The 23,054-nt window shown below is 51.4% G+C and carries 19 protein-coding genes and 1 pseudogene; 8 read left to right on the forward strand and 12 right to left on the reverse strand.

Features of this window, described 5'->3' with window-relative positions:
• Nucleotides 1–8: 8 nt before the first annotated feature.
• The 7 genes from TY09_RS00715 to TY09_RS00745 all read right to left on the reverse strand — a co-directional run bounded on the left by TY09_RS00715 (nt 9) and on the right by TY09_RS00745 (nt 8,531).
• A complete protein-coding gene (locus TY09_RS00715) occupies nt 9–863 on the reverse strand; it encodes a 3-hydroxyacyl-CoA dehydrogenase family protein (protein ID WP_042430058.1) in 855 nt (284 codons plus the stop codon).
• A 74-nt stretch (nt 864–937) separates the two neighbouring features.
• Nucleotides 938–2,458, reverse strand: coding sequence for a 4-hydroxyphenylacetate 3-hydroxylase family protein (locus tag TY09_RS00720; RefSeq protein WP_042430062.1), 1,521 nt, complete (start codon nt 2,456–2,458; stop codon nt 938–940).
• 418 nt (nt 2,459–2,876) lie between these two features.
• Nucleotides 2,877–4,271: a sigma-54 interaction domain-containing protein gene (locus tag TY09_RS00725; protein WP_042430066.1), complete on the reverse strand. Its 1,395-nt coding sequence runs from the start codon at nt 4,269–4,271 to the stop codon at nt 2,877–2,879.
• Between the two features lie 300 nt (nt 4,272–4,571).
• Nucleotides 4,572–5,522 carry a 3-hydroxyacyl-CoA dehydrogenase family protein gene (locus tag TY09_RS00730; RefSeq protein WP_042430069.1) on the reverse strand — a complete coding sequence of 317 codons (951 nt, stop codon included), beginning with the start codon at nt 5,520–5,522 and terminating at the stop codon, nt 4,572–4,574.
• Nucleotides 5,523–5,569: 47 nt separating this feature from the next.
• On the reverse strand, nt 5,570–6,388 hold the full coding sequence (locus TY09_RS00735; protein ID WP_009066318.1) for an SDR family NAD(P)-dependent oxidoreductase: 819 nt from the start codon (nt 6,386–6,388) through the stop codon (nt 5,570–5,572).
• A gap of 25 nt (nt 6,389–6,413) precedes the next feature.
• A complete protein-coding gene (locus TY09_RS00740; protein WP_042430073.1) occupies nt 6,414–7,700 on the reverse strand; it encodes a CoA transferase in 1,287 nt (428 codons plus the stop codon).
• Nucleotides 7,701–7,739: 39 nt separating this feature from the next.
• Nucleotides 7,740–8,531 carry an SDR family NAD(P)-dependent oxidoreductase gene (locus tag TY09_RS00745; RefSeq protein ID WP_042430080.1) on the reverse strand — a complete coding sequence of 264 codons (792 nt, stop codon included), beginning with the start codon at nt 8,529–8,531 and terminating at the stop codon, nt 7,740–7,742.
• Between the two features lie 243 nt (nt 8,532–8,774).
• On the opposite strand from TY09_RS00745, the gene TY09_RS00750 reads away from it, so the two are divergent.
• From TY09_RS00750 to TY09_RS00780, 8 genes and pseudogenes are all read left to right on the forward strand, one after another.
• Nucleotides 8,775–9,731: an NAD(P)H-dependent flavin oxidoreductase gene (locus TY09_RS00750; RefSeq protein WP_042430081.1), complete on the forward strand. Its 957-nt coding sequence runs from the start codon at nt 8,775–8,777 to the stop codon at nt 9,729–9,731.
• Nucleotides 9,732–10,060: 329 nt separating this feature from the next.
• Entirely contained in the window at nt 10,061–11,194 is a 1,134-nt protein-coding gene (locus TY09_RS00755) for an acyl-CoA dehydrogenase family protein (protein WP_009066433.1), read from the forward strand.
• A gap of 14 nt (nt 11,195–11,208) precedes the next feature.
• Complete coding sequence (gene etfB / locus TY09_RS00760) at nt 11,209–11,994, forward strand: electron transfer flavoprotein subunit beta (RefSeq protein WP_042430085.1); 786 nt, start codon at nt 11,209–11,211, stop codon at nt 11,992–11,994.
• Nucleotides 11,995–12,007: 13 nt separating this feature from the next.
• Nucleotides 12,008–13,030, forward strand: a complete 1,023-nt coding sequence (locus tag TY09_RS00765; protein ID WP_042430088.1) for an electron transfer flavoprotein subunit alpha/FixB family protein — start codon at nt 12,008–12,010, stop codon at nt 13,028–13,030.
• Nucleotides 13,031–13,307: 277 nt separating this feature from the next.
• Nucleotides 13,308–14,741, forward strand: a complete 1,434-nt coding sequence (locus tag TY09_RS00770; RefSeq protein WP_052335529.1) for an amino acid adenylation domain-containing protein — start codon at nt 13,308–13,310, stop codon at nt 14,739–14,741.
• Between the two features lie 39 nt (nt 14,742–14,780).
• The gene (locus TY09_RS00775; protein WP_042430091.1) at nt 14,781–15,623 is read left to right on the forward strand and encodes a sulfide/dihydroorotate dehydrogenase-like FAD/NAD-binding protein; all 843 of its coding nucleotides are present in this window, start codon (nt 14,781–14,783) and stop codon (nt 15,621–15,623) included.
• A gap of 97 nt (nt 15,624–15,720) precedes the next feature.
• Nucleotides 15,721–15,942, forward strand: a pseudogene (locus TY09_RS18770) (dihydropyrimidine dehydrogenase); the annotation flags it as partial.
• Nucleotides 15,929–17,035 carry an FAD-dependent oxidoreductase gene (locus tag TY09_RS00780; RefSeq protein WP_242841411.1) on the forward strand — a complete coding sequence of 369 codons (1,107 nt, stop codon included), beginning with the start codon at nt 15,929–15,931 and terminating at the stop codon, nt 17,033–17,035. The pseudogene TY09_RS18770 and the gene TY09_RS00780, both read left to right, overlap by 14 nt.
• A gap of 200 nt (nt 17,036–17,235) precedes the next feature.
• Here TY09_RS00780 and TY09_RS00785 read toward each other — a convergent pair whose 3' ends face one another.
• The 5 genes from TY09_RS00785 to TY09_RS18495 form a co-directional block, all read right to left on the reverse strand.
• Entirely contained in the window at nt 17,236–18,267 is a 1,032-nt protein-coding gene (locus TY09_RS00785) for a TolC family protein (RefSeq protein WP_042430094.1), read from the reverse strand.
• Between the two features lie 61 nt (nt 18,268–18,328).
• Nucleotides 18,329–19,576 (reverse strand): efflux RND transporter periplasmic adaptor subunit, encoded by a 1,248-nt coding sequence (locus TY09_RS00790; RefSeq protein WP_042430097.1) that lies wholly within the window; start codon nt 19,574–19,576, stop codon nt 18,329–18,331.
• Between the two features lie 40 nt (nt 19,577–19,616).
• Entirely contained in the window at nt 19,617–21,995 is a 2,379-nt protein-coding gene (locus tag TY09_RS00795; protein ID WP_042430099.1) for an ABC transporter permease, read from the reverse strand.
• Complete coding sequence (locus tag TY09_RS00800; RefSeq protein ID WP_042430102.1) at nt 21,995–22,699, reverse strand: ABC transporter ATP-binding protein; 705 nt, start codon at nt 22,697–22,699, stop codon at nt 21,995–21,997. The genes TY09_RS00795 and TY09_RS00800 overlap by 1 nt, the downstream gene beginning before the upstream one ends.
• A gap of 18 nt (nt 22,700–22,717) precedes the next feature.
• Nucleotides 22,718–23,054, reverse strand: a 337-nt coding sequence (locus tag TY09_RS18495) for a hypothetical protein (RefSeq protein WP_042430105.1), incomplete at its 5' end; no start/stop codon positions are given.

A 23,054-nucleotide genomic window follows, 5' to 3' on the forward strand; every position in this document is an offset into this window, starting at 1 on the left:
GTTCGCCCCTATTCGTATTTGTAAAAGCCTTCTCCCGCTTTCGGCCCCAGCTTTCCCGCACGGACCATTTGCCTTAAAAGGGGCTGCGGAGCATAAGAATTGTCGTTGAATTCCTCTTTGAAATAATTCAGAACATCCACCGTCAGCTGCATCCCGCCAAAGTCGATCATCTGGAAGGGGCCCATCGGATAATTCAGCCCCAGCCGGACCGCGGTATCGATATCCTCGACGGTTGCCACCCCCTCCGACAGCATTTTGGCCGCTTCATTCAGATAAGGCAGCAAAAGCCGGTTGACGATAAAGCCCGGGGAATCCTTTTTGACTTCCACCGGGGTCTTCCCCAGGGAGAGCGCGAAATACAGCGCGGTTTCCATCGTTTCATCGGACGTATTGAGTCCGCGGATCACCTCTACCAGCTTCATTACGGGAACCGGATTGAAAAAGTGGATTCCGCAGAACCGGTCTGGACGCCCCGATTCTTTCCCGATTTCCGTGATCGACATAGAGGAGGTATTCGACGCAAAGATCGTTTCCTTTTTGCAGATTTGATTCAGCTCCAGGAAGACGCTTTTTTTCAGTTCCATATTCTCCAGTACCGCTTCAATCACCAGATCGGCCTCTTCCAGATCCTGCAGCCGGTCGGTCTTTGTAAGCCGCCCCAACGCCTCTTCCTTCTGCTCATCGGTCATCCGGCCCTTTGCGACCGATTTCGTAAAATATTGATCCATTCTATTTACAGAAGCGTTGACGAACTCCATTTCAATATCTCTCAGGATGACGTGATAACCCATGACAGCCGCTGTCTGGGCAATCCCGGTCCCCATGGTGCCGGCGCCAACGACTCCTATCGTTTTCATTTCCATACGTTGCCTCCATAGTGCTTGAGCGATATATAAAGACTTTATATATCGCTCAAAACAATCTCATTTCATTTGGCTTACTTGGTATACTTCGCAAATTTCTCCAGCATTTTTCTGGGTGTCACATACTGCCTGTCAAACACAGGAATTTCCGGCTCGATGCCCGCAAGGTACTTCGCGATGCCTTTCAGTTCCTCCAGCGGATATCTGGACATCATCGCCACTTCTTCCATCACGGGGGACCCGCCGCCGTGCAGACCCGCGACGATCATGCCGCCGCCGAATTCAGAGAGCATCTGATCCTCGATCATCCGGAAGCATCTGTGGACATTTTCCGCAGAGATATTGGGATTTCTCATAATATATTTGTTCAGGAGCTCGCCGACCTCATCGGAATAGTACTCCGCTTCCATCGGGATCGTCGCGATCAGGCCGCCGGCCAGATCCGCAAGGATTTTATTCTCGTTGTAAATTTCTTCACCGGCAAGCTTTCTGCCGGCATTCGTCAGAATTTCATCGGGGATATAGGTTCCGGAGGGCGATTTCTGGCCCTTGATGGCGCTTGCGATTCCGCAGGCAAAAACCACCTCTGCGATCCCGATAATGTGCGCCAGCTTTCCCTTGACATGGGACTGCTTTTCGATCCCGTTGTACTCGGCGACCAGCGCGGACATGCTTGCCAATACCTCCGAAGTGGCGGGCTTGCAGCCCGTATAGGAATGCCGGTGGAAGTGGGCGAACATCAGCGCCAAAAATCCGGCGTAGGGCGTCTGCCTGGGGTCTGCATGGCCGTTCATGAAGATTCGGTCGGTCGGAACAAAAACATCGTCAAAGATGGTCAGGGATTCCATATCGCCAACATGCGCGATCGGCGCATCGATATAGTTTCTCTTGTGCCTTACGCCCGGAAGAGCCGCCAGTTTGACCCCCTCCCAGTCCGCGGGGATCGCAAAGGACACCGCGTAGTCCTTATCGGAGGGCCCCATGAAGCGGGTGGGCGTCACGATGATCTCATCCACATAGGGAGCCGAAGAGTTACAGGATTTGGCCCCTCTGACAATGATTCCGTCCGGTCTCGTTTCCACAATGCGCAGGTACATATCCGGGTCCGCCTGTTCGGAGGGTCGTTTCATTCTGTCGCCCTTCACATCCGTCTGGGCGCAGTTGGCGACGATATCGTGCTCCTGACACCATGCCAGATACTTTAAAAAGTTCTCGTTGTATGTGGTTCCCAAAGCCTGATCCATCTCGTAAGTAACAACGGACAATGCGTTCAGGGCATCGATTCCCATGCACCGCTGAATACATCCGCCCACTCTGTGCGACAAAAGCTTTGTCATCTTCTGCTTCTTTAACAGGTCATCCTCGGTCTGGTGAATATGGGTAAACCGGTTGATCGTTTCCCCTGTCAGATGAGAGGTGGCGGTGCAGAACTCCCTGTACCTCTCGTCATGGGCACAATCAAAGGTCTGCCGCATCACATACAGGCCCGAATCGATCAACGGACTGGAACGGTCGATCACTTTCCCCCCTACATAAATGTTAGGCCGCATTTTCAACAGCCTTTCGTGGTATTGCTCAAATGTTCCTACTGGCATTTTATTTACTCCTTTCGATTCTGTAATAAAGGCTTTGTTCCCCATCGTTCAATGGATAGATAAGCAATTGGCGTGCCAATCGGCCCGGAAAAGACAATGATTCCCAGACCTTTGTCGTTTTTCCTCCATGAACCGGACAAATGCCGCGCCTGTTCCATATCGTGAACAGAGAAATGACCTTAAAAAGGCAAATCCGGCACCGCGAATCCTTTCTTGAGAACGCGGTGCCGGACGGTGTATAAAGTATAAATAACATTTCGCCGCAGCCTGAAAAAGATTGTATAGATTCTATACTTTCAAAAAAGCCGACGACGAAGAGACCAATTGTTTGTAATAACGGCATCCGGGCGTTCGAAGACGAAAAGAACCGGCAAGCACTGCTTGCCGGTTCTTTTCGGGGAATTACCTCTTCCGCTCATTATTCAAATCCATATTTGCTCAGCTTCTCATAGAATGTCCTTCTCGATATGCCAAGCTCGTTGATCGCCCTGCTTTTATTGTTATGATTTCTCAGCAGGGATTCCCGGATCAGCTCTTTTTCCATCATTTCAATATTGGACTTCAGGTTGAATGTTTCCAAATGCTTCACATCCAGCTTGTGTTCTTTTGGAACGATGTACTTCGGCAGGTCCTTTACTTCCACCTGATTGCCCGTCCTGATGATATTCGCGTGCTCCAGCACATTCTGCAGTTCTCTGATGTTGCCGGGCCAGTTATATTTTTGCAGCACCTTGATCACGTCTGAGGACAGGGACACTTTTTCCTCGCTGTTTTTATTCAGCCTTTCCAGCAGGCTTCTGGAAAGCAAAATGATATCATCCTTCCGCTCCCTCAAAGGGGAGATGTTGAGAGGAACCACATTCAGCCGGTAATACAGGTCGCTTCGAAAGGTTCCCTGCTCGATCATCTCTTCCAGATTCTTGTTCGTCGCCGCGATGACCCTTACATCCAAAGCGATGGTTTTCGTGCCGCCCACCCGTTCGATCTCCCTCTCCTGAAGCACCCGCAGGATTTTGGCCTGCATGCTGAACGCCATGTCCCCGATTTCATCCAGAAAGATCGTTCCGCCCTGAGCAAGCTCAAATTTGCCGATTTTCCCGCCCCGCTTCGCCCCTGTAAACGCGCCGTCCTCATAGCCGAACAATTCGCTTTCCAGAAGATTTTCGGGGATAGAGGCACAGTTCACTTTGATAAAGGGCATTTTATTCCGCTTGCTTTCTTTATAAACGGCCCGGGCCAGCACTTCTTTTCCCACACCGCTTTCTCCCCGGATCAAAACGGTAGCGTCTGTTTTCGCCACCTTAGAGGCAAGGAACAGCATGTCTTTAATGTTATTGTTGGAATAAATGTATTCTGAAAACGACTGGGGTAGATGCTTCTTTTCCAGCTCCTGCTGAAAATACTTGTTGATTTCCCGCGTTCTCTGCAATTCCTTTGTCAGCTTGTCGATCTCCGACACATCGTTAAAAATAGAAACGGCGCCGGAAACCGCATCGTTTTTATAAATAGGAAAGCTCATCCCGACCGCGTGGATGTTCACGGTCCGCAGATAATCCACAATGTTGTGAGACGGCTTCCCTGTCTCGATCACCTTGATCGCGATCGCATCCGGTTCAATATCCCTCAGCCTTTTGCCGACGGCTTTTTCCGCAGGTGTCCCAAGGATCACTTCATACGCGTGATTCACATAAACGATGGTGGTATCTGCGTCGTTTATCATCACCGCGTCCGAGATATTCTCTAAAATATCGAACAGAAATTCCTTGTCCCAATTTTGAATCGTTTTGGTCGTAATTGCTTTATGTTTCTCCATAATCACAGTTACCCCTTATGTATATTATATATACATTGTATCACGGGCCATCTTCACCAACAAGTATATTGTGTCTACTTTTTATTTTTTTGATCCAAAAAATTTATTCAGTTTTTTGGTCCATAGTGCAGAAAGGAAACAATCGCTCGCGTTCAGAACCGTGCGGGTGATCCGGACTACCCGATTTCCCCCGGCAATCACAAAGGCGCCCCAAATGTTGAATCCATCACAACATTTGGGACGCCTTTTATGGAATGCGGCAGAAGCCGAACCCACGATGCCAAAAATTTATGTTCGGATTTATTCGGGATCGTCCAAAGCTCGAATTGCCTTTAACATTTTGATGATCCGATGGGACCTTTTGTTCATAAATTTCGGAATATCGATTCCGCTGTAATCGTAGCAGCCTTTTCCGGTTTTGATGCCCAGGTGGCCCTTGTCGACTAGTTCTTTTCCGAATTGATCCTCTCCGGTGTCATTGCAAAGGGTTTTGTAGACATCGCCGGAAACGGTATTCGTCAGGTCCCATCCCACCACATCGTGCAGGGACAACGGCCCCTCAAAGGAATACCTTGTTCCGCTTGTATAGCGGATGGCCCGCTCCACATCCTCCGCGGTGGTCCAGCCCTGTTTGATCATGTACCCGATTTCCCGGCAGAGTACGTTGTCGAGACGATTCACAATAAAGCCGGGGATGTAATGCTTGATAACCGCAGGCTCTTTGCCCGCTGAAATCAGCAGCTGCCGCACCTGCTCCGCAACCTCCAGAGAGGTTTTCGGCCCCAGCACCACTTCGACCAGGGGCATGACATAGGGCGGATTAAAGAAGTGCGTGATCAGCAGGCGCTCCGGGTTTTGGATCTGCGCGATTTCAAAAATATTGGAGGCAGAGGTATTGCTGCAGAAAATACAGTCCGGCGGGCAGAGCTGATCGAGCTTATTGAAAATATCCCGCTTGATATCAGCCTTTTCAAACACGCCTTCGATCACCAGGTTGACCTTGGGAACGATTTTTTCCAAATCCTCCTCATAAAACACCAGACTCCTGGTATTCTCGATCTCTTCCGGTGTGACAAGGCCCTCCTCCTGATAATACTGCATGTCGGTTTCAATCAGTTTTTTTGCCTTGGGCAGCTGCTCGGGAAAGGCATCGTAAAGGGTGATCGGAATCCCTTTGGAGGCAAATACCTCGGCAATTCCGCGCCCCATCGTACCTGCGCCTACCATCAAAATATTCCAGCGATTTTCCATGTTTTACTCCTTTCGGCGAACGGCCATTCTATCCTATTCTTTTTCGGTCACTGATTCATCAGAATACGGCCCACGGTGCCGCCCGTTACCTCCAAAACCGCTCCGCTGACGTAGGAGGATAAATCCGTCGCCAAGAACTCGACGGCATTGGCGCATTCCTCGGGGGTGCCGAATCTGCCCAGAGCGATATTGCGGGTGAATTTTTCTTCGCCTACGGCCTGATATCCCGCCACCAGGCGCGCGGTTGAAATAAATCCGGGAGCGACGACATTACAGGTGACATTGTACGGGCCAAGCTCCTGTGCCAGCAATTTGGTGTAATGGATAATGGCAGCCTTGGAAGAAGCATAGTGAGAATAGCTGCCGTCACTGTTTGCCATCAGCCCGCCCACAGAGGCCACGTTCACTATTTTTCCGTACCCAAGCTTTTTCATGATGGGGGCAACGGCGTTGCAGGTATAGACGGTCCCAAAAAAGTTTCTCTCCACAACGGCGTGAAACTGCTCCCAATTGAGCTGAGAGGCTTTGTTCCCATCCATCGGGCCCATTCCGCCGCCGGCATTGCTGACCAGGATAGAGATATCCCCCAGCTCCCTGGCGATCGTTTCGACCGCCGCGAAAACCTGCTCCCGGTTTCCGATATCGGCCACTGCCCCGACCGAATTGACCCCCAGCGCTTTGATTTCATCCATCACGGTATCTGCTGTGAGCAGTTCTTTTTCCGCCGTGTATTCCTCAAAGGATTTCAGATTGATATCGATAACCCCTACATTGGCACCCAGGGACGCAAGCCGCAATGCGTATTCTCTGCCAAGCCCTCTTGCCGCGCCCGTTACGATTGCATTTTTGCCCGATAATTTTCCCATGACCTTTCCTCCTAATCCATGAATTTCAGTCGATAACGCCTTTTCCCTTCAGCGCTGCTATTTCCTCTTCACTGTAATCCAGAAGCTGCCTGAGAACCAGTTCCGTATCCTGCCCCAAAGCGGGCGCGCCGCGCCATACCTGCCCCGGCGTTTCAGAGAATTTCGGCACAAAGCCAAACGCTTCGATTTCCTTGTCCAGCGTCTGGTCTGTGTATTTGATCCAATCCCCTCTCTCGCGCCAATGGGTCTGTTCGTACACATCCCCGGCATCCCGCACGACGGCCGCGCCGATTTTATTGGCGATACAGATTTCCAGCGCTTCGTCGGCGGTATGCTCCAGGAAAAATTTCTGGAACGTGGCGTCCAGCTCCTGCCCCAGCGGACTGGCTACCGCTTCGGCATTCCCGCCCGCCTTTTCGTAGCTGAATTTCTCGGTGTCTATACCGAAGCCTTTCAGAACCTTCTCATACGCGGCCTTGCCATAAGACCCCAGATTGATGTATTTTCCGTCCTTGGTCGGAAAGATGCCGCCGGGCTGATAGGTGGTCTGCTTGATCCCCTGTCTTTGCTTTAGGAGCTTCTTCTCCGTCCAGAGGGTAAAGTTGTCGTCCATTACCCTCATCCAGCCTTCCGTGAGGCTGACCTCAACGCTTTGGCCCTTGCCGGTTCTCTGAGCGTTCATGTATGCCATCAAAATGCCGTTGACCGCAAACAGTCCGTTCAAATAATCCCCCACATACTGCTGGGCGTAATACGGCTCCCGATCCGGCCAGCCCTGCAGCAGGCTCCACCCGGATTCGGCCTGTCCCAGGGGATCATAGCCCGGCCGGTTGATGTGCTTTTCCTCGCCGCCAAAGCCGGAGGTGCCGAACCCGCTGATATGGCAGATGACCAGCTTGGGGTTCACCTCAAGCAATATCTCATCGCTGATCCCCAGCTTATTCAGCCAGACCATATTCTCGATCCAGACATCCGAGTTTTTGATCAGGGACAAAAAGATCTCTTTGGATTCGGGAACATTCAAATTCGTTTCCAGTGAGACGCTGAGCTTGTTTCTTGCGTTCTGCATCCACGAGCCGCTGATGGATTTGTCCCCATACGTGATCTGCGGCTTTTGATGTCTTGCCGGGTCTCCGCCCACCTTCGGCCGCTCCAGAGCGATCACTTCCGCTCCGAAATCGCTCATCATCGTGGCGGAAAAAGGCGCCGCCACCACGGTTCCGTTGAGTAAAACCCGAATCCCGCTCAGCGGCCCAAATGCGGGGATCAGAAGCGGTGCGGGCTTGCGTTCGATTTTTTCCCATCTGCTCACAATCGAAATCCTCCCTAAATTTTAAAATAGAAAAAACAATCAGCCGCTGGTGGTGCCCATATCTGCCACGATATAGGAGCCTGTCATGATCCCTGAAAAATCCGACGCGAGGAACAGCACGATGGCCGCGACCTCTTCGACTTTTCCCCATCTTCTGAGCGGGATTTTTTTAAACATTTTTTCCTGGTACTGTGGATTCTCCAGCGCTTCTGCGTTCAGCGCCGTTTTCACATAGCCGGGGCAAACAGAATTCACCGTGATGTCGTATTTGCCGAATTCAATCGCCATGCCCTTTGTCAGGTTCAAAACAGCGGCCTTGGAGGCTCCGTATGTAGAAATGTTCTTGGTGCCGATCAGTCCGCCGATCGAGGCCATGTTGATGATCCTTCCGCCGGTGCCCTGTTTGATCATTTCCTTTGCGGCGGCGGCAGAACCGAAAAACACGCTTTTCAAATTGGAATCCATCACGGTACTATACTCCGCCTCGCTCATCTCCAGCATTGACTTGGTGATGGCCACGCCCGCGTTGTTCACCATAATATCCAGTTTTCCATAGGTTTCAACTGTCTTTGCCACCAGCGAATCGATCTCTTCCTTCACCTGAACATCGGTTTTGATCCCGATCGCTTCGCCGCCCAGCTCCGTAACTTCTTTCGCCACCCTGTCGCAGTCATCCTGATGCCTGCTGGTAATGACTACCTTCGCGCCATAGTACGCCAGTGCCATTACGACGCCGTATCCAAGCCCTTTTGTGCCGCCTGTTACAATGGCCACCTTTCCGGTTAGATCGTAATTGGGCATTGGAAACGGCAATTTTGCATTTTCGTTCATTTGTATACCTCCTTTAATAAATCAATTTTAGTACAACGAAACTTACCGAGGGGAACCTTTTTCACTCGGATGATATAGCAAAATTCATGCCAACCTATCTCCCTTTCCCTTTTCAAAACGCCTCCCGGAAGCACTTGTTTTCGGCTTGCCTGCTCTGTGAAAAAACGGTCTGGTTCCTATCCCATTTCAGCATGGTACGGTTTTTGCTATATACAAAGCACAGAAACAACAGGAGGTGCTTTTATGGAAACAAAAATCACGGAAATGCTGGGGAGCAAATACCCGATCCTTTGCGGCGGCCTGTATGGCCTTTCTGAAGCAGAGCTGGTTTCCGCCGTGTGCAACGCGGGCGGTTTCGCCTTTTTATCTTCCAACCATCTGGGGAGTAAAGAGGCCCTTCGGGAACAGATCCGGCAGACAAAAAAGCTGACAAACCAGCCCTTTGGCGTAAACATTTCTCTTCTGGCGGAATCCAAAACAAATTTCACCCACAATTACATCGACGTCATCGTGGAGGAAAAGGTCCCCGTTGTGGAAACTGCCGGGAATAACCCGGCGGAATATATCAAGCGGCTGAAAGAAGCAAAGGTCACGGTGCTCCATAAAGCGGTGACCGCCAGGCACGCCAAAAAAGCGGAAGCGGCGGGAGCCGACGGCATTATACTGGTGGGATACGCAGCGGGCGGGCACCCCGGCATGGAAGAAGTGGGACTGTTTGTCAATTTACCGGAAACGGTACGTGCCGTAAAGATCCCCGTGATCGCCGCGGGCGGAATCTGCACGGGAGAGGGCATGGCCGCTGCTTTTCTGCTGGGAGCAGAGGGAATCCTGATGGGCACCGCCTTTGCGATGACAGAAGAATCCCCTTATCATCCGAATATCAAAAACAAAATCCTGCAGGCCAGTGCAACAGACACTGTGGTGCTGTTCAAGTCGGTCAGAAACGCCTTTCGCTGCCTGAAAAACGACTTTGCCTTTGAAATCATGGAGCTTGAAAAAAACAACGCTCCCTCTGAAGCTATCTTTGATTATTTGAAAAAATCCCACGCGAGAAACGGTTACCGGGAAGGCGACGCGGACCACATTCTGATCCCGATCGGCCAGGCGAGCGGGTTAATCAACCGCATCGTTTCCTGCAAGGAATTGATCGATACCGTCATCATCCAGTATGAGGCTTGTCTCAAAAAGCTTAAACCTTGACAACAAATTTTTTGCCGCGGGACAACCCGGCACGCTGTCTCACAGTTACATATACGGGCAGGGCACTTTCGTGTATACTTAATATATAGTTTTCGAAAGATGCGTCCGGTTTAATGTGTATGTAATATACAACCCTTTTCTAGCTCCTCCCAAAAACAGGGATTCCGGCCTGTTTCAGCGTGTTTTCCATTTGGCACATCTATTGCTAATAAAAGAGATTGATCCAACCGAGGGGAATTTATCACAACAAGGTACGGAGGAAAACACAATGCTCGAAACAAGGTACACACAGCTTCAAAAATCAGCGAATTCGGGACGGAGGAAAGGATATGTTTGAAAAAAAGCACGAGCTGCTCAGAAAATTAGTCAGGGAATTTGCCGTAAATGAAATTGCTCCTTACGCAAAAGAAATTGACCAAACGGGCCATTATCCCGAAGAACTTGCGAAAAAAATCATTGAGTGCAAGTTTCATTGCGTCACCATTCCGGAAGCGTACGGCGGATGCGGCGGCGACACAAGATCCAATGCGATTGTAACAGAAGAAATTGCAAGGGTATGCGCTTCTTCTGTGTCACAGATTATGCCGAACTCGCTTTCCGGCACACCTTTGATGCTGTTCGGCAATGAACAGCAAAAGCAGAAATATTTGAGAGGCATGGCGGAAGGAACCATGATCGGCTCCTTTGGGATCACGGAGCCGGGAGCGGGGTCCGACACCGCGTCGATCGTGACCACAGCGGAAAAAGACGGCGATGATTATATTTTAAACGGCAGAAAATGCTTCATCACCAATGGCCCTGTCTGCGACTTCATTACCGTGTTTGCAAAAACCGATACCAAAGCGAAGGGCGTCAGCGGAATCAGCGCTTTCATCGTAGAGGCAGCCTGGGAGGGTTTCTCCCGGGGCAAGGTTGAGGATAAGCTTGGAATCAGGGGCTCAAAAACCTGTGACATCGTTCTCGAGAACGTCAGGGTCCCCAAAGAAAACCTTCTGGGAAGAGAGGGCCAGGGCTTTAAAATCTGCATGGCCACCCTTGATTCGGGAAGAATCACCGTTGCCTCGCAGGGGCTGGGGATCGCCCAGGGAGCGCTCGATGAGGCCGTAAAGTTTACAAAGGAAAGAATCCAATTCGGAAAGCCGATTTCCCGTCTGCAGAACACGCAGTTTGAGATTGCCGACATGGCCACCAAAATCCAATGCGGACGACTGCTGGTCTATGACGCCGCCCTGAAAAAGGATTCGGGAAAGCCTTATTCCCAAGAAGCGGCCATGGCCAAATATTACTGCGGGGATTTGTGTAATGATGTGACTTACAGGGCCCTGCAGCTGCACGGCGGATATGGATTCATCAAGGATTACGATATTGAAAGAATGTACCGCGACGCAAGAATCGTATCGATCTATGAGGGCACGTCCGAAATCCAGAAGGTGGTTATTTCAGGGCATATTTTAGGGAAATAAACAGGAGGAACGACATGAATATATTAGTTTGCGCAAAGCAGGTGCCCAATACGAACGAGGTCAAAATCGACCCGGTGAAAGGGACTCTGATTCGGGAAGGCGTGGAGAGCATTCTGAATCCGGACGACGCCAACGCGCTGGAAGAGGCGCTCCGGCTCAAGGATCAATACGAGGACGTCAAAGTGACGGTTTTGTCCATGGGGCCTCCCCAGGCAGACGACATGCTCAGGGAATGCCTTGCCATGGGGGCGGATGAAGCTGTTCTCGTCAGCGACAAGGCTTTTGGCGGCGCCGATACCTGGGCAACCTCTAACACCATTTCCGCGGCGATCAAAAAAGCGGGCAGCTTTGATATCATCTTTGCCGGGCGTCAGGCGATCGATGGAGACACCGCGCAGGTAGGCCCTCAAATCGCTGAAAAGCTGGGATTGCCGCAGATTACATACGTACAGAGCTTTGAGCTTGACGGAGACACCGTGACCGTTCAACGGCAGCTGGAGAATGGATACGAGGTAATCCGGGTCAAAACCCCCGTGCTTCTCACTGCGGTGAAAGAATTGAATCAGCCCCGGTACATGAATGTAAAAGGGATTTACGACGCCTACAAAAAAGAGATTCCCGTATGGGGCATCGACGACATCCCGGTAGAGAAAGAGGTTGTCGGCCTCAAGGCATCCCCGACGAAGGTATTTCGGTCCTTTACTCCAGCCCCGAAGGGAAAAGGCGTCATGCTTGAGGGCCCAGCCAGGGAAAAGGTTGCCAACCTGATCAACAACCTGCAGAAACAACACATTATATAGCGGAGGCTTACGTATGGAAAACAGAAATGAGTACCGAAATGTATGGGTATACGCGGAACAAAGACAAGGCGCGATCACTCCCGTTGTTTATGAGCTGTTGGGCGAAGGCAAAAAGATCGCCGAAAAGACCGGCTCTGAGCTCTGCGCTTTTCTGATCGGCAGCAATGTGGCTTCGCTGGCCGGCGAGCTGATCGAATACGGCGCCGAAAAAGTATACCTGGCGGAAAGTCCGTTGTTGGAGTATTATACAACAGACGGATATGCGAAAGTGTTGTCCGATGCGATCAAGGAATACAAGCCCGAAATCGTGCTTTACGGCGCGACCCATATCGGAAGAGACCTTGCGCCGAGAATCGCGGCCAGAGTCAATACCGGGCTGACCGCAGACTGCACAAAGCTGGAAGTGGACCCGGAGGATAAAAAATTAATGCAGACGCGTCCCGCTTTCGGCGGAAACCTGATGGCAACCATTGTCTGCCCGGATCACAGACCGCAGATGTCCACCGTAAGGCCGGGAGTCATGGAAAAGGCAGCCAGAAACAGTGATAACAAGGGTTCCGTCATTCAGGTCGATATGCAATTGGAACCGGCCGATATCAGAACCGAGGTCATCGAGATCGTAAAGCATAAAAAAGACATGGTTTCTTTGGTAGACGCCAACTTTATCGTTTCCGGCGGAAAAGGATTGGGCTGCGCGGACGGCTTTGCCATGCTCCGGCAGCTGGCGGAGGTTCTGGGCGGCACGGTAGGCGCTTCCAGAGCAGCCGTGGACGCCGGCTGGATCGACCACGCAAATCAGGTCGGGCAAACGGGAACAACGGTCAAGCCCACCATCTATTTTGCCTGCGGAATATCCGGTGCGATTCAGCATCTGGCCGGCATGTCCGAATCCGATATCATCATCGCGATCAATAAAAATCCGATGGCCCCGATCTTCGACATCGCAGATTACGGTATTGTCGGCGACGTAAACGAAGTGGTTCCCATGCTGATCGAGGCCTTTACGCAATACAACGGGGAAAAAGAATTTGCTTAAGGCTTTTCTTGCCGCCGACGGATATGTAAAATAAAATCAGACAGCCCTCTGCCCTCCTTTCTTTTGTGCCGGGGCGACGACGCTTTTCCGCACAAAAGGCCGGCAGGGGCGGAAATATTGCAAACGGATTGCCCAAAGGGATACGGAACTTTATATCAAACGATATTTCCGGCACTTTTTCAAGATGCTGCTCTCAGGTGAACTGCGGGGAACAAAACGGGCATGTCCGAGTGACATGCCTGACCCGCAAAATTTGAAACAGAAAGGAAGATTAGAATTGGGAGCTTTTTATTACAAAAGCGATCCGATGTTTTGTGAGCTGTTTCAAGATGCGGTAACCAGACACAGGAATAAAACAGCCGTTGTGTGGAAGGAACAAGCCCTGACCTATCGGGAGCTGGATGAGAAATCCACTCTGGTTGCACAGTGTATTGCAGGAAAAGGCGTGGGCCATGAAGATATCGTAGCGATTCAAATGGGACGTTCCATTGATTCCATCGCCGCTATGATCGGCGTCTTAAAAGCCGGCGCCGCCTTTGTGTTTTTGGATTCCTTATACCCGGCGGAAAGATTGGAATACATAACGGAACACTGTCGATGTCCCCTGATCCTCACCGAAGATTTTATGGATCACCTGGATGCCATGGAACGCCGTGTCCCGCCTCCTCACACCCCGGAAGACCTGGCGGTGATCATCTATACCTCCGGCTCAACGGGAAATCCAAAAGGGGTTATGATCGAGCACAAAAATCTGGCCGCCTTAATCAACAGCTACGCGGAGCTGGAAATGGATGAAAATGATATTTTCGGGGCCTTTGCAAACTTTTGCTTTGTGGCCGCTCTGAATGATATTTTTACCCCTTTGGCACTGGGGGCCACCGTAGACATTGTTCCGGATGAGATTCGGAAAGACATTCGGGCATTGGCGAAATATTACATCGAGCATCAAATCACCATCACCTTTTTACCGCCCCATATGGCGGCAAAATACATAAAATTGGACGCCGACAACACGACGCTGAAAACCCTGCTTGTGGGCAGCGAGGCGGCGCGCAACCTTCAGCCGCGGCGGTATCAGATACGGAACATCTACGCTTCCTCCGAATTGTGCAGCTTTGTTTCCAGCTATGTGATCACGGAAGAAGCCGTGTGCTACCCGATCGGAAAAATCAAAAGCTCCTTAAAGTACTATGTGATGGATCAGAACAACCAGGAGGTTGCCGAAGGAGAAGCGGGAGAGCTCTGTATTTCCGGCCCTCAGGTTTCCAGAGGGTATTTGAACGATCCCGAAAAAACCGCGGAGCAGTTCATTCAAAATCCATTTACTCAGGAAGAACCCTATCGAATTCTGTATAAAACAAATGACCTGGTCAAACAGCTTCCGGACGGCAATCTCCAATTTGTATGCCGCAAAGACTGGATGCTGAAAATCAGGGGCTATTGCGTGGAATCCCATGAAGTAGAGCTGTCGATGCTGAAATATCCCGGGATCACCGAAGCGGCCGTTACCGCGTGTACCGATTGCGGCGGAACCAATATCCTATGTGGATATTTTACCGCAAATTGCAAAATAGAAATAGAGGACCTGAAAGCATTTCTGAAAAAACATCTGCCCTACTATATGGTCCCTTTAAAAATGCTGCAGCTGGACAGCTTCCCGCGCAATCATAACAATAAAACAGACAAGAGTCTTTTGCCGGAAATCAATTGATTACCGCAAATCACTGTTACAGTCATTGGAGGAATACCCATGTATCAAATTGTCAAAAAGCAGGTGTTAAATCCTACTGTGGTACTTTTGGTCATCGATGCTCCATTGGTGGCAAAGAAAGCACAGCCCGGGCAGTTTATCATTTTGAGAGTAGACGACACGGGAGAACGCATCCCGTTGACCATAGCGGATTATGATCGGGAGCTGGGTACGGTCACGATCATTTTCCAGATCGTAGGGGCTACCACCAAACTCCTCGCACAGAAGCAGGAGGGCGAGCATCTGGCAGATTTCGTAGGTCCCCTTGGCACCGCGTCTCATCTGGAGGGTCTGGGAAAAGTCGCGGTCATCGGCGGCGGTGTCGGCTGCGCGATTGCTTATCCTCAGGCAAAAAAGCTGTTCGGGCTGGGGGCCCATGTAGATGTGGTGACCGGCTTTCGCAGCAAGGAGCTCATTATTTTGGAAGAGGAGTTCAAAAAGGCCAGCACCAGATATTTCTGTACAACAGATGATGGTTCCAATGGAACAAAAGGATTTGTATCCGATGTGCTCAGTCGGCTGATCGAGGAAGGAAATCAGTATGACGCCGTGATCGCCATTGGCCCCCTGGTCATGATGAAGGCGATATGTGCCGTCACAAGGCCATATCACATCAAAACCATTGTCAGCATGAATCCGATCATGATCGACGGCACCGGCATGTGCGGCGGATGCAGGATCGCGGTGGACGGCCAAACGAAGTTCGCCTGTGTGGACGGCCCCGACTTTGACGGGCATCTGGTGGACTTTGACGAGGCGATTCGCCGCAGCAAGCTGTATTCCGGCGAGGAAAAGGAACGGTCGCATGCGATGGAATGCCGTCTGATGAAAGGAGTTCAGTAAGATGCCGGTCACAATAAAAAAAACAGAGATGCCTGTTCAGGCCCCGGATATCCGGAAAAACAATTTTGAACAGGTCGCTTTGGGATACACCGTAGAAATGGCCCTGGAAGAAGCGCAGAGATGTCTGAACTGCAAACACAAGCCATGCATTGCCGGCTGTCCCGTCGGCGTCAAAATCCCTGAATTTATCAGTCAATTAAAAAGCGGCGAATACGAGGCCGCCTATCAGACCATTCGCGAGACAAACGCGCTCCCCGCTGTCTGCGGCAGGGTCTGCCCCCAGGAGTCGCAATGTGAAGCAAAATGTGTGCGGGGCATCAAAGGGGAACCGGTCGCGATCGGGCGTCTGGAACGGTTTGCGGCAGATTACCACATGCAAGCACTTTTCAGAAGAAACAGAGGCCGTAGAGTCGAACGGCATTCTGGTAGCTGTTGTGGGGGCGGGGCCTTCCGGCCTGACCTGTGCCGGCGAGCTGGCAAAAAGAGGATATGAGGTCACGGTATTCGAGGCGCTTCACCAGCCGGGCGGCGTACTGATTTACGGCATCCCCGAGTTTCGGCTCCCGAAAAAGATCGTGGCGTACGAGATTGAAAATCTGAAGAAATTGGGAGTAAAGATTCAGACAGATATTGTCATTGGCAAAACAATCTCTGTGGATGAGCTGTTTGAGCAGGGAATGCGGGCGGTGTTCATCGGTTCTGGGGCAGGGCTGCCCTCTTTTATGCAGATCGAGGGAGAAAGTCTGAACGGAGTATATTCCGCTAATGAGTACCTGACCAGAATCAATTTGATGAAGGCTTATCTTCCGGATTATGGAACTCCCATTCTGAAAGGAAAATCCGTGGCTGTTGTGGGCGGCGGCAATGTCGCGATGGATGCCGCGAGAAGCGCGCTGAGAATCGGTGCGGAGTCCGTATCCATCATCTACCGCCGCAGCATGGAAGAAATACCGGCCCGGCAGGAAGAAGTGGAGCACGCTATGGAAGAAGGTGTACAGTTCAATCTGCTGACCAATCCGGTTCGTTTTATCGGGGATGAAAACGGCTGGCTGAGGGGTGTGGAGTGCGTCAAAATGGAGCTTGGGGAACCCGACGCATCCGGCCGCCGCCGGCCTGTCGCGCAGAAGGGAAGCGAGTTTTTCCTCGACATCGACACTGCAATCATTGCGGTGGGAACCTCTCCAAATCCCCTGATTCGAAAAACGACGGATGGTCTTGAGGTAAACAGGCACGGCTGCATCATCACCCAGGAAGAAACGGGTGAAACAAGCCGAAAGGGTGTTTACGCGGGAGGGGATGCGGTTACCGGCGCTGCCACGGTCATTCTCGCTATGGGTGCCGGAAGAAAAGCGGCGGAAGCAATGGACCAATACATACAGCAGAATCCCGTGGAATCAAACAGCCTGAATTGAGCGATACGCTTTGCCGGGTGCATTTGTATTCTTTGTGTTGATGGGACAAAACAGATTTCGCCATCTTATCTCCTCTATAGAAAAAGAAAGACATCCGGGCCAACAAATCCGGATGTCTTTCTTTTTGCCCAAAAGGTGCCACAGGAGGTCATATGCCGCCTGTGACACCTTTCCATTTTCCCTGCTTTGGCTTTATGAGTTCAGTTTCCCGCTGAATAGCCGTTTTTCATATTGGTATAGCTCAAATAATTGGAAAGCATCGCGCTCAGGCTATCAGCAAGAGCACTGCGGAGCGCCCTTAATCCCTGTGTCTTTCCGTCCACCGCCTTCTGGCTGGAGTAACCCAGCAAAAAGGCCTGCTGTTCCAGCGCAAGTTCGTTTCCCTTCTGCTGTACACTGATGAGATTCTGCTGATAAACCGTGTAGGAATTTTTCAGTGCATCGTACAGCTTTTGAAATGTCACCTGCTCGGAGGCCCGCACCTGCTGGAGCGCGATCTCCGCGTTGTCCAGCTCATAATCCGTATCGTAATTTTCCTCTGTATAATCATAGGTCAGCCTTGCCGCCTTGATTTTCTCGCTGTTTCTCCACATCTCGATCACGTCTGCACCATAATCAACGGCCGCAATCTCTTTAAAATCCAGATCCGTGGCTGAAAGAGGACTGACATTCATCGGAATATCCCTCGGCAGATTCAGCAGCATGCGCAGGACCGCTTTTTTCTGCGTGAGCTGATCGCTCAGCTGGGTCAGCGTGCTCTTCGCCTGATCTGCCTGCTGCCGAAGGGAGTCGACCTCCTTCTGCGAAGTATAGCCCAAAGAAAACGCCTGCAGTGCGGTACCCCACGCTTTTTGAGCGTTGTCCGCGGCCGTCTGCGCCTCGGTAAGGCGCTCGCTGTCCGCGCAGTAGGCAAGGTAAGCCAGCTTTGCGTTCAGCACCGTATTTTGCACCTTACTGTCGTACTCTTTTTGCGCCAATTTATACTGGTACTTCGCGGCGTCCTCCGACAGATTGTAGTAATCCGGATCTTCTTTTTTCTCCTTGGCAATTTTGAGGTTGTTCAGCAGGTTTTGCAGCTCCAGGCTGTAATCCTCCATAATGGTCTGAATCGTATTCATGGAAACCTCCGCCGCCGGATTCGGCGCGGCCGGTGCCGCTTCCTCCGCAAAAGCGGTGACCGGCAAACTCGCTGCCAAAACAGCTGTCAGCAGAAATGCAATCCACTTTTTCATGTGTTTTCCCTCCCGAAATCACTTTGGCCGTTTCTTTCCGGCACTGTTCCTGCAAAAGCGTTTAGGTTTTAGATGGATTCGGCTTTACCTTCATCCCTTCTTTGATGCTGACATCCGGTTCCGACAGCACCGTTTCCCCTTCCTTCAGCCCTTCCAGAATTTCCACCGATTCCTGATCCTGAATGCCTTTTTTCACTGCCCTGATCACTGCTTTTCCGTCCTGTATGGCAAAGACGCAGCTTTTGCCCTCATAGTCGAATACGGCGGCGAGCGGCACTGTCAAAACATCGTCTTTCTTTTGGGTAATGATTCGGATATCCGCCTCATACCCTTGTTTCATCTGCGGGAGTGGGCCGGATGGTTCTATGGTCACCTTCACCCTTTTCTGATTGACGCCCAGGGAAGAGGTCATCTCCACGGCGCTCGGCGCGATTGCCGCCACCTTGCCTGTCGTCGTCTGCCTGTTTTCTGATCTGTCGATGATTTCGGTCTCATCCCCCAGCTGGATATTGACCGCATCATCCGCCAAAATATAGGCTTCCAGCTCCATTTTATCTACATTCGCAATCACGAACGCAACGGTTCCCGGGGCGCCGACCGTATTCACTTCCACCTTTTTTTCCAGTATCACCCCGTCTATGGGCGATCTGATTTCCTGCTTTTCCAGACTGCGGGATAGGCTTTCCCGGCTCAGCTCCGCCTGCTGCAGCTGCGCGTTATAAACCGCCTTTACGCTTGCGGGGGTATTCGCCTGCATCTGCTCCAGATCGATTTTGGCGCCCTCAATTTGAGCCTGCGCGCTCTTCATGGCCGTTTCCTTCGCCTTCAGCTCCTTTGCGCTCAACGCACCCTGATCCGCAAGAAGCTTTGCATAATGATAGTCGTCTGTCGCCAGCGCATACGCATCCTCCGCCGCCGTGACCGCGAGCTTCAGCTTTTCAATGCTGCTCGCGTAATTTTTTACTTCGCTTCTGCCCTGAAAGGTAGCTTTTATCTCCTGGATCCTTGCGTCCTGATTCTCGAGCTGGAGCTGTAAATCTGCTTTCTCCATGGACAAAAGCAGGTCTCCCCGCTTGACCTGCTGCCCCACATCGACGGGAATCTCTTGAATCAGGCCGCTCCCCTCGACGCTGGCGTTCCGAAGCTCCTTGTATTTTACGGTGCCGATATCCTCCACATATTTGCGGATATCCGCTTTTTGAGCGACTGCGACAGGTACTTCGGTGCCCTGATCGGAAAAATACAGCGCCGACAAAGCTGCAGCCGCCACAACGCCGATCCCTAACAGTAATAATTTTTTCTTTTTCATGATTTCCCAACCCCCTACACAGTGAGATGATCCCATCCATTTATTCCGCGCTCTTGAGCGATTCCACCATATCGATATCCCGAACCTTTTTCCCCAGCAGTAAATTGGCCGTCAGTGTAAAAATGCCGACCAGCAGCGCGGTGATGAAATAGCTGGAGGGATTCAAAACCGCCGGAAACCACATCGTTTCAGTGGCCGACATGTTAAGGACTGCTTGGGTCAGCAGCTTCCCCGGCAAAAGACCGACGAGAACGCCGAAAGCACTGAGAAAGAAATTCTCATAAAACACCAGGCTTTTCAGTTCGCCCGTCGTAAAGCCCAAGACCGAAAGTGTCGCGATTTCGCGCCTGCGCTCAAAAATATTGATATTAGTAATGTTGTAAATCACCGCGAAGGTCAGAACGCCCGCACCTAAGATCATGATGAGAATCATACTGTTCATGGTGCCCATGGTCTGCTCCATATTGGAAACGATCTCCGCCTTTGACTGCACGGTGTTGACGTTCATCCTGTCCTTCAACTCCCGCACGACCTCTTTTTCATGCTCCAGATCCTCCAGCCGGACATATGCCGCATTGATCACAGTCCCTTCCCGGAGCAGGTAATCCAGATATTCCGTGCTGCAGATCGCGCTTTGTCCCAGCAGCTCCATGGTGTTTCCCCGGATGATCACCGGCCGTTTGTCGATTTCTTCATTCTTGCCCGGGTAAAACGAGCGCAGGAACACCCCGTCCCCGACATTCACTCCCAGCGTATCCATCAGGCGCTTCGGCAACAAAATCCCTTCCTTTGGAATGACCGCCCGCCTGCCCTCGGCATCCAGAACCCCATACAACTGTGACCCGCTGTCCAGTGCAATGATGCCGATGTCCTTTTTTCTCCACCCGCTGGTGATCTCCATCCCGCTTTCCAGAACCGGTTCTGCCGATTTGATGTGTTCGATGCTCCGCACATCATTCAGTGCGCTGGCATCCAATATTTTTGAAAAGCTGACTTTTAGATCAAATTTTTGAATTTCCCGAAACTGGATATCCATCAGGTAATCGACGGAATTCTGAAAGCCCATCGCCATCAGGATCAGCACGGTGGAAAAGATGATTCCTACAGAGGCCATCGCGGAGCGCTTTTTATACCGAAAAATGTTCCGGATGATGATTTTCCAGCTGAAATTGATGCTCTTCCAGAACAGCTTCCAATTTTCCAGAAGAATCTTTCTGCCGGAAGCGGGGGCTTTGGGCCTCATGGATTCGGCCGGCATCAGCCGCAGCTCTTTTCTGCACGCGTTGTAGCCCGCCACCACGCAGAAAAACAGGGCCAGCAAAGAGGCCGGCAGCACCAGATCCCAGTGGATCACGGCATCGCCGATCGGGAGATTGTAGTATGTATTGTAAAGATCCATCATGGCGCTGCCGACCACAAAAATCCCCATCAGCGACCCGATCACGCTCCCCAGAAGCCCGACCATGAGAGGATACGTTTCGTAGTGGAGCATGATGTCCCAATCGCTGTAGCCAAGCGCTTTGAGAACCCCCATCAGCGTTCTCTGGTTCTCGATCATTCTTGTCATCGTGATATAGATGATCACCGCCGACGCGATGAAAAACAGCATGGGAAAGCTCGTTCCCATCGACTTGAATCCATCTACATCGGAGCTGAACATGCTGTAGCTGAGCTGATCCTTTTTTTCTATTGTGCTGCTCTCTCCATACTGTTTGAGCATCTCTTTCATTTTTTCCTTTACGGCCTTTGCGTCACCGTTCTGATCCAGCATCACATTGATGTCGTTGACCGTGCCCTGCATATCCAGCACGGTCTGAAGATAGGACTTTTTCACATAGACCAGGCCGAATTTTTTGGGGTCGGGGATCAGATCGCCGGCTTCCCGTAGCTCATAGGTATATTCAGGGCTTTTCGCCGTGCCCACCACCCGCAGCTTGACGCGGCTGCCATTGATGATTGGTTCGATCGTCTGCCCCATCACAAGGCCGTTGGCCTTGAAAAATTTCTCTGATACGATGCACTGGTTTCCGGCTTCCGGCGAGAAATAGCTGCCAGAGGTCAGCAGGATATCATTGAGGATTTCCCCTCTTTGCTCGGGAAGGGAAATCAGCCTGACGATCGCGTTTCTGTCCTGAATGTCGATTCTCGCATCCCGCACGACTCTGCCCTGTGCCGTTTTCACCCCGGGGATCGACCGAATCCGATCCACCGCCCCTTCCGGAGCGCGGATGACGGTGCTCCAGATATCCGCCAATCGGTATTCGCTGAAATATTTTTCCCCGGCTCCCTCAACGCCCATCAGCGCGGTATTCATCCCGGTATAAAACATGACGCCGATCATGACCACAGCCAGAACGGACAGAAACTGCCCCTTCGATTCCCCCAGATCGCGGTAGAATTTTTTCAAAAAAATCCACATTACCATTCAATCCTTTCTACCGGAACCGGGGCTTCGTTCCTTTCCACCGCTTCTACTTTCCCGTTTTTGATTCTGACCACCTTATCCGCCATTGGGGCGAGCGCGCTGTTGTGAGTGATGATCATTATGGTTTTCTCAAACTCGCGGTTCACATGCTGCAGCAGCTTTAAAATGGATTTTCCGGTCATATAATCCAGCGCGCCGGTAGGCTCGTCGCAAAGGAGCAGCGTGGGATTCTTGGCAACCGCCCTTGCGATGGAAACCCGCTGCTGCTCGCCGCCGGAAAGCTGCGCCGGAAAGTTGGCCATTCTTTCCCCCAGCCCCACTTCCGTTAACACTGTGGTGGAATTCATGGGATCGTCGCAGATTTGGGCGGCGATTTCAACGTTTTCCAAAGCAGTCAGATTCGGCATCAGGTTATAGAACTGAAACACAAAGCCGACATGCTTTCTCCGGTACATCGTCAGCTCATTTTTATTGAACTTTGAAATATCCTTTCCGTTGACCCATACCTCCCCCGAGGTGGGAAAATCCATACCGCCCAAAATATTGAGAACCGTGCTTTTCCCGGCGCCGCTGGGCCCGAGAACGATCACCAGCTCCCCCCGGTTCACCTCAAAGGAAACACCGTCTGCGGCCCGGATTTTCACTTCCCCCATCACATACTCTTTTACGACGTCCTTGATGGAAATGATCGGTTCCAAATGCGATTCCTCCCTTTATCAGCCGCCGGAAGAAGAAAGCCCCTGTTCCCCGGCGCTTTTGGCCCCCTGGTTGTACTCCTTGATGAATTCCACGTATTCTTCCGAAAAGTGATAGATCTGCTGCGTAAAAACTTCCTGCATCATTTCCTTTTTCAGCCCATAATCCTCCGCCAGCCTATCCCCCAGGGTGGTATAAGTGAACACCGGCAGGCTTGCAAAAAAGATGGCCTTGATAAGCTGCCGTTCAATCTCCGTCTCGTCGATCCCTAACTCCCGCATCCCCTGCCTGGATACGTCGATGGAATGCAGCAAAATTTTAAATGTTTCGCTGCTGCTGTTTTTGCGGCGGGAATTT

The sequence above is a fragment of the Faecalispora jeddahensis genome, from assembly GCF_000577335.1.
GTDB classification, from domain to species: Bacteria; Bacillota; Clostridia; order Oscillospirales; family Acutalibacteraceae; genus Faecalispora; species Faecalispora jeddahensis.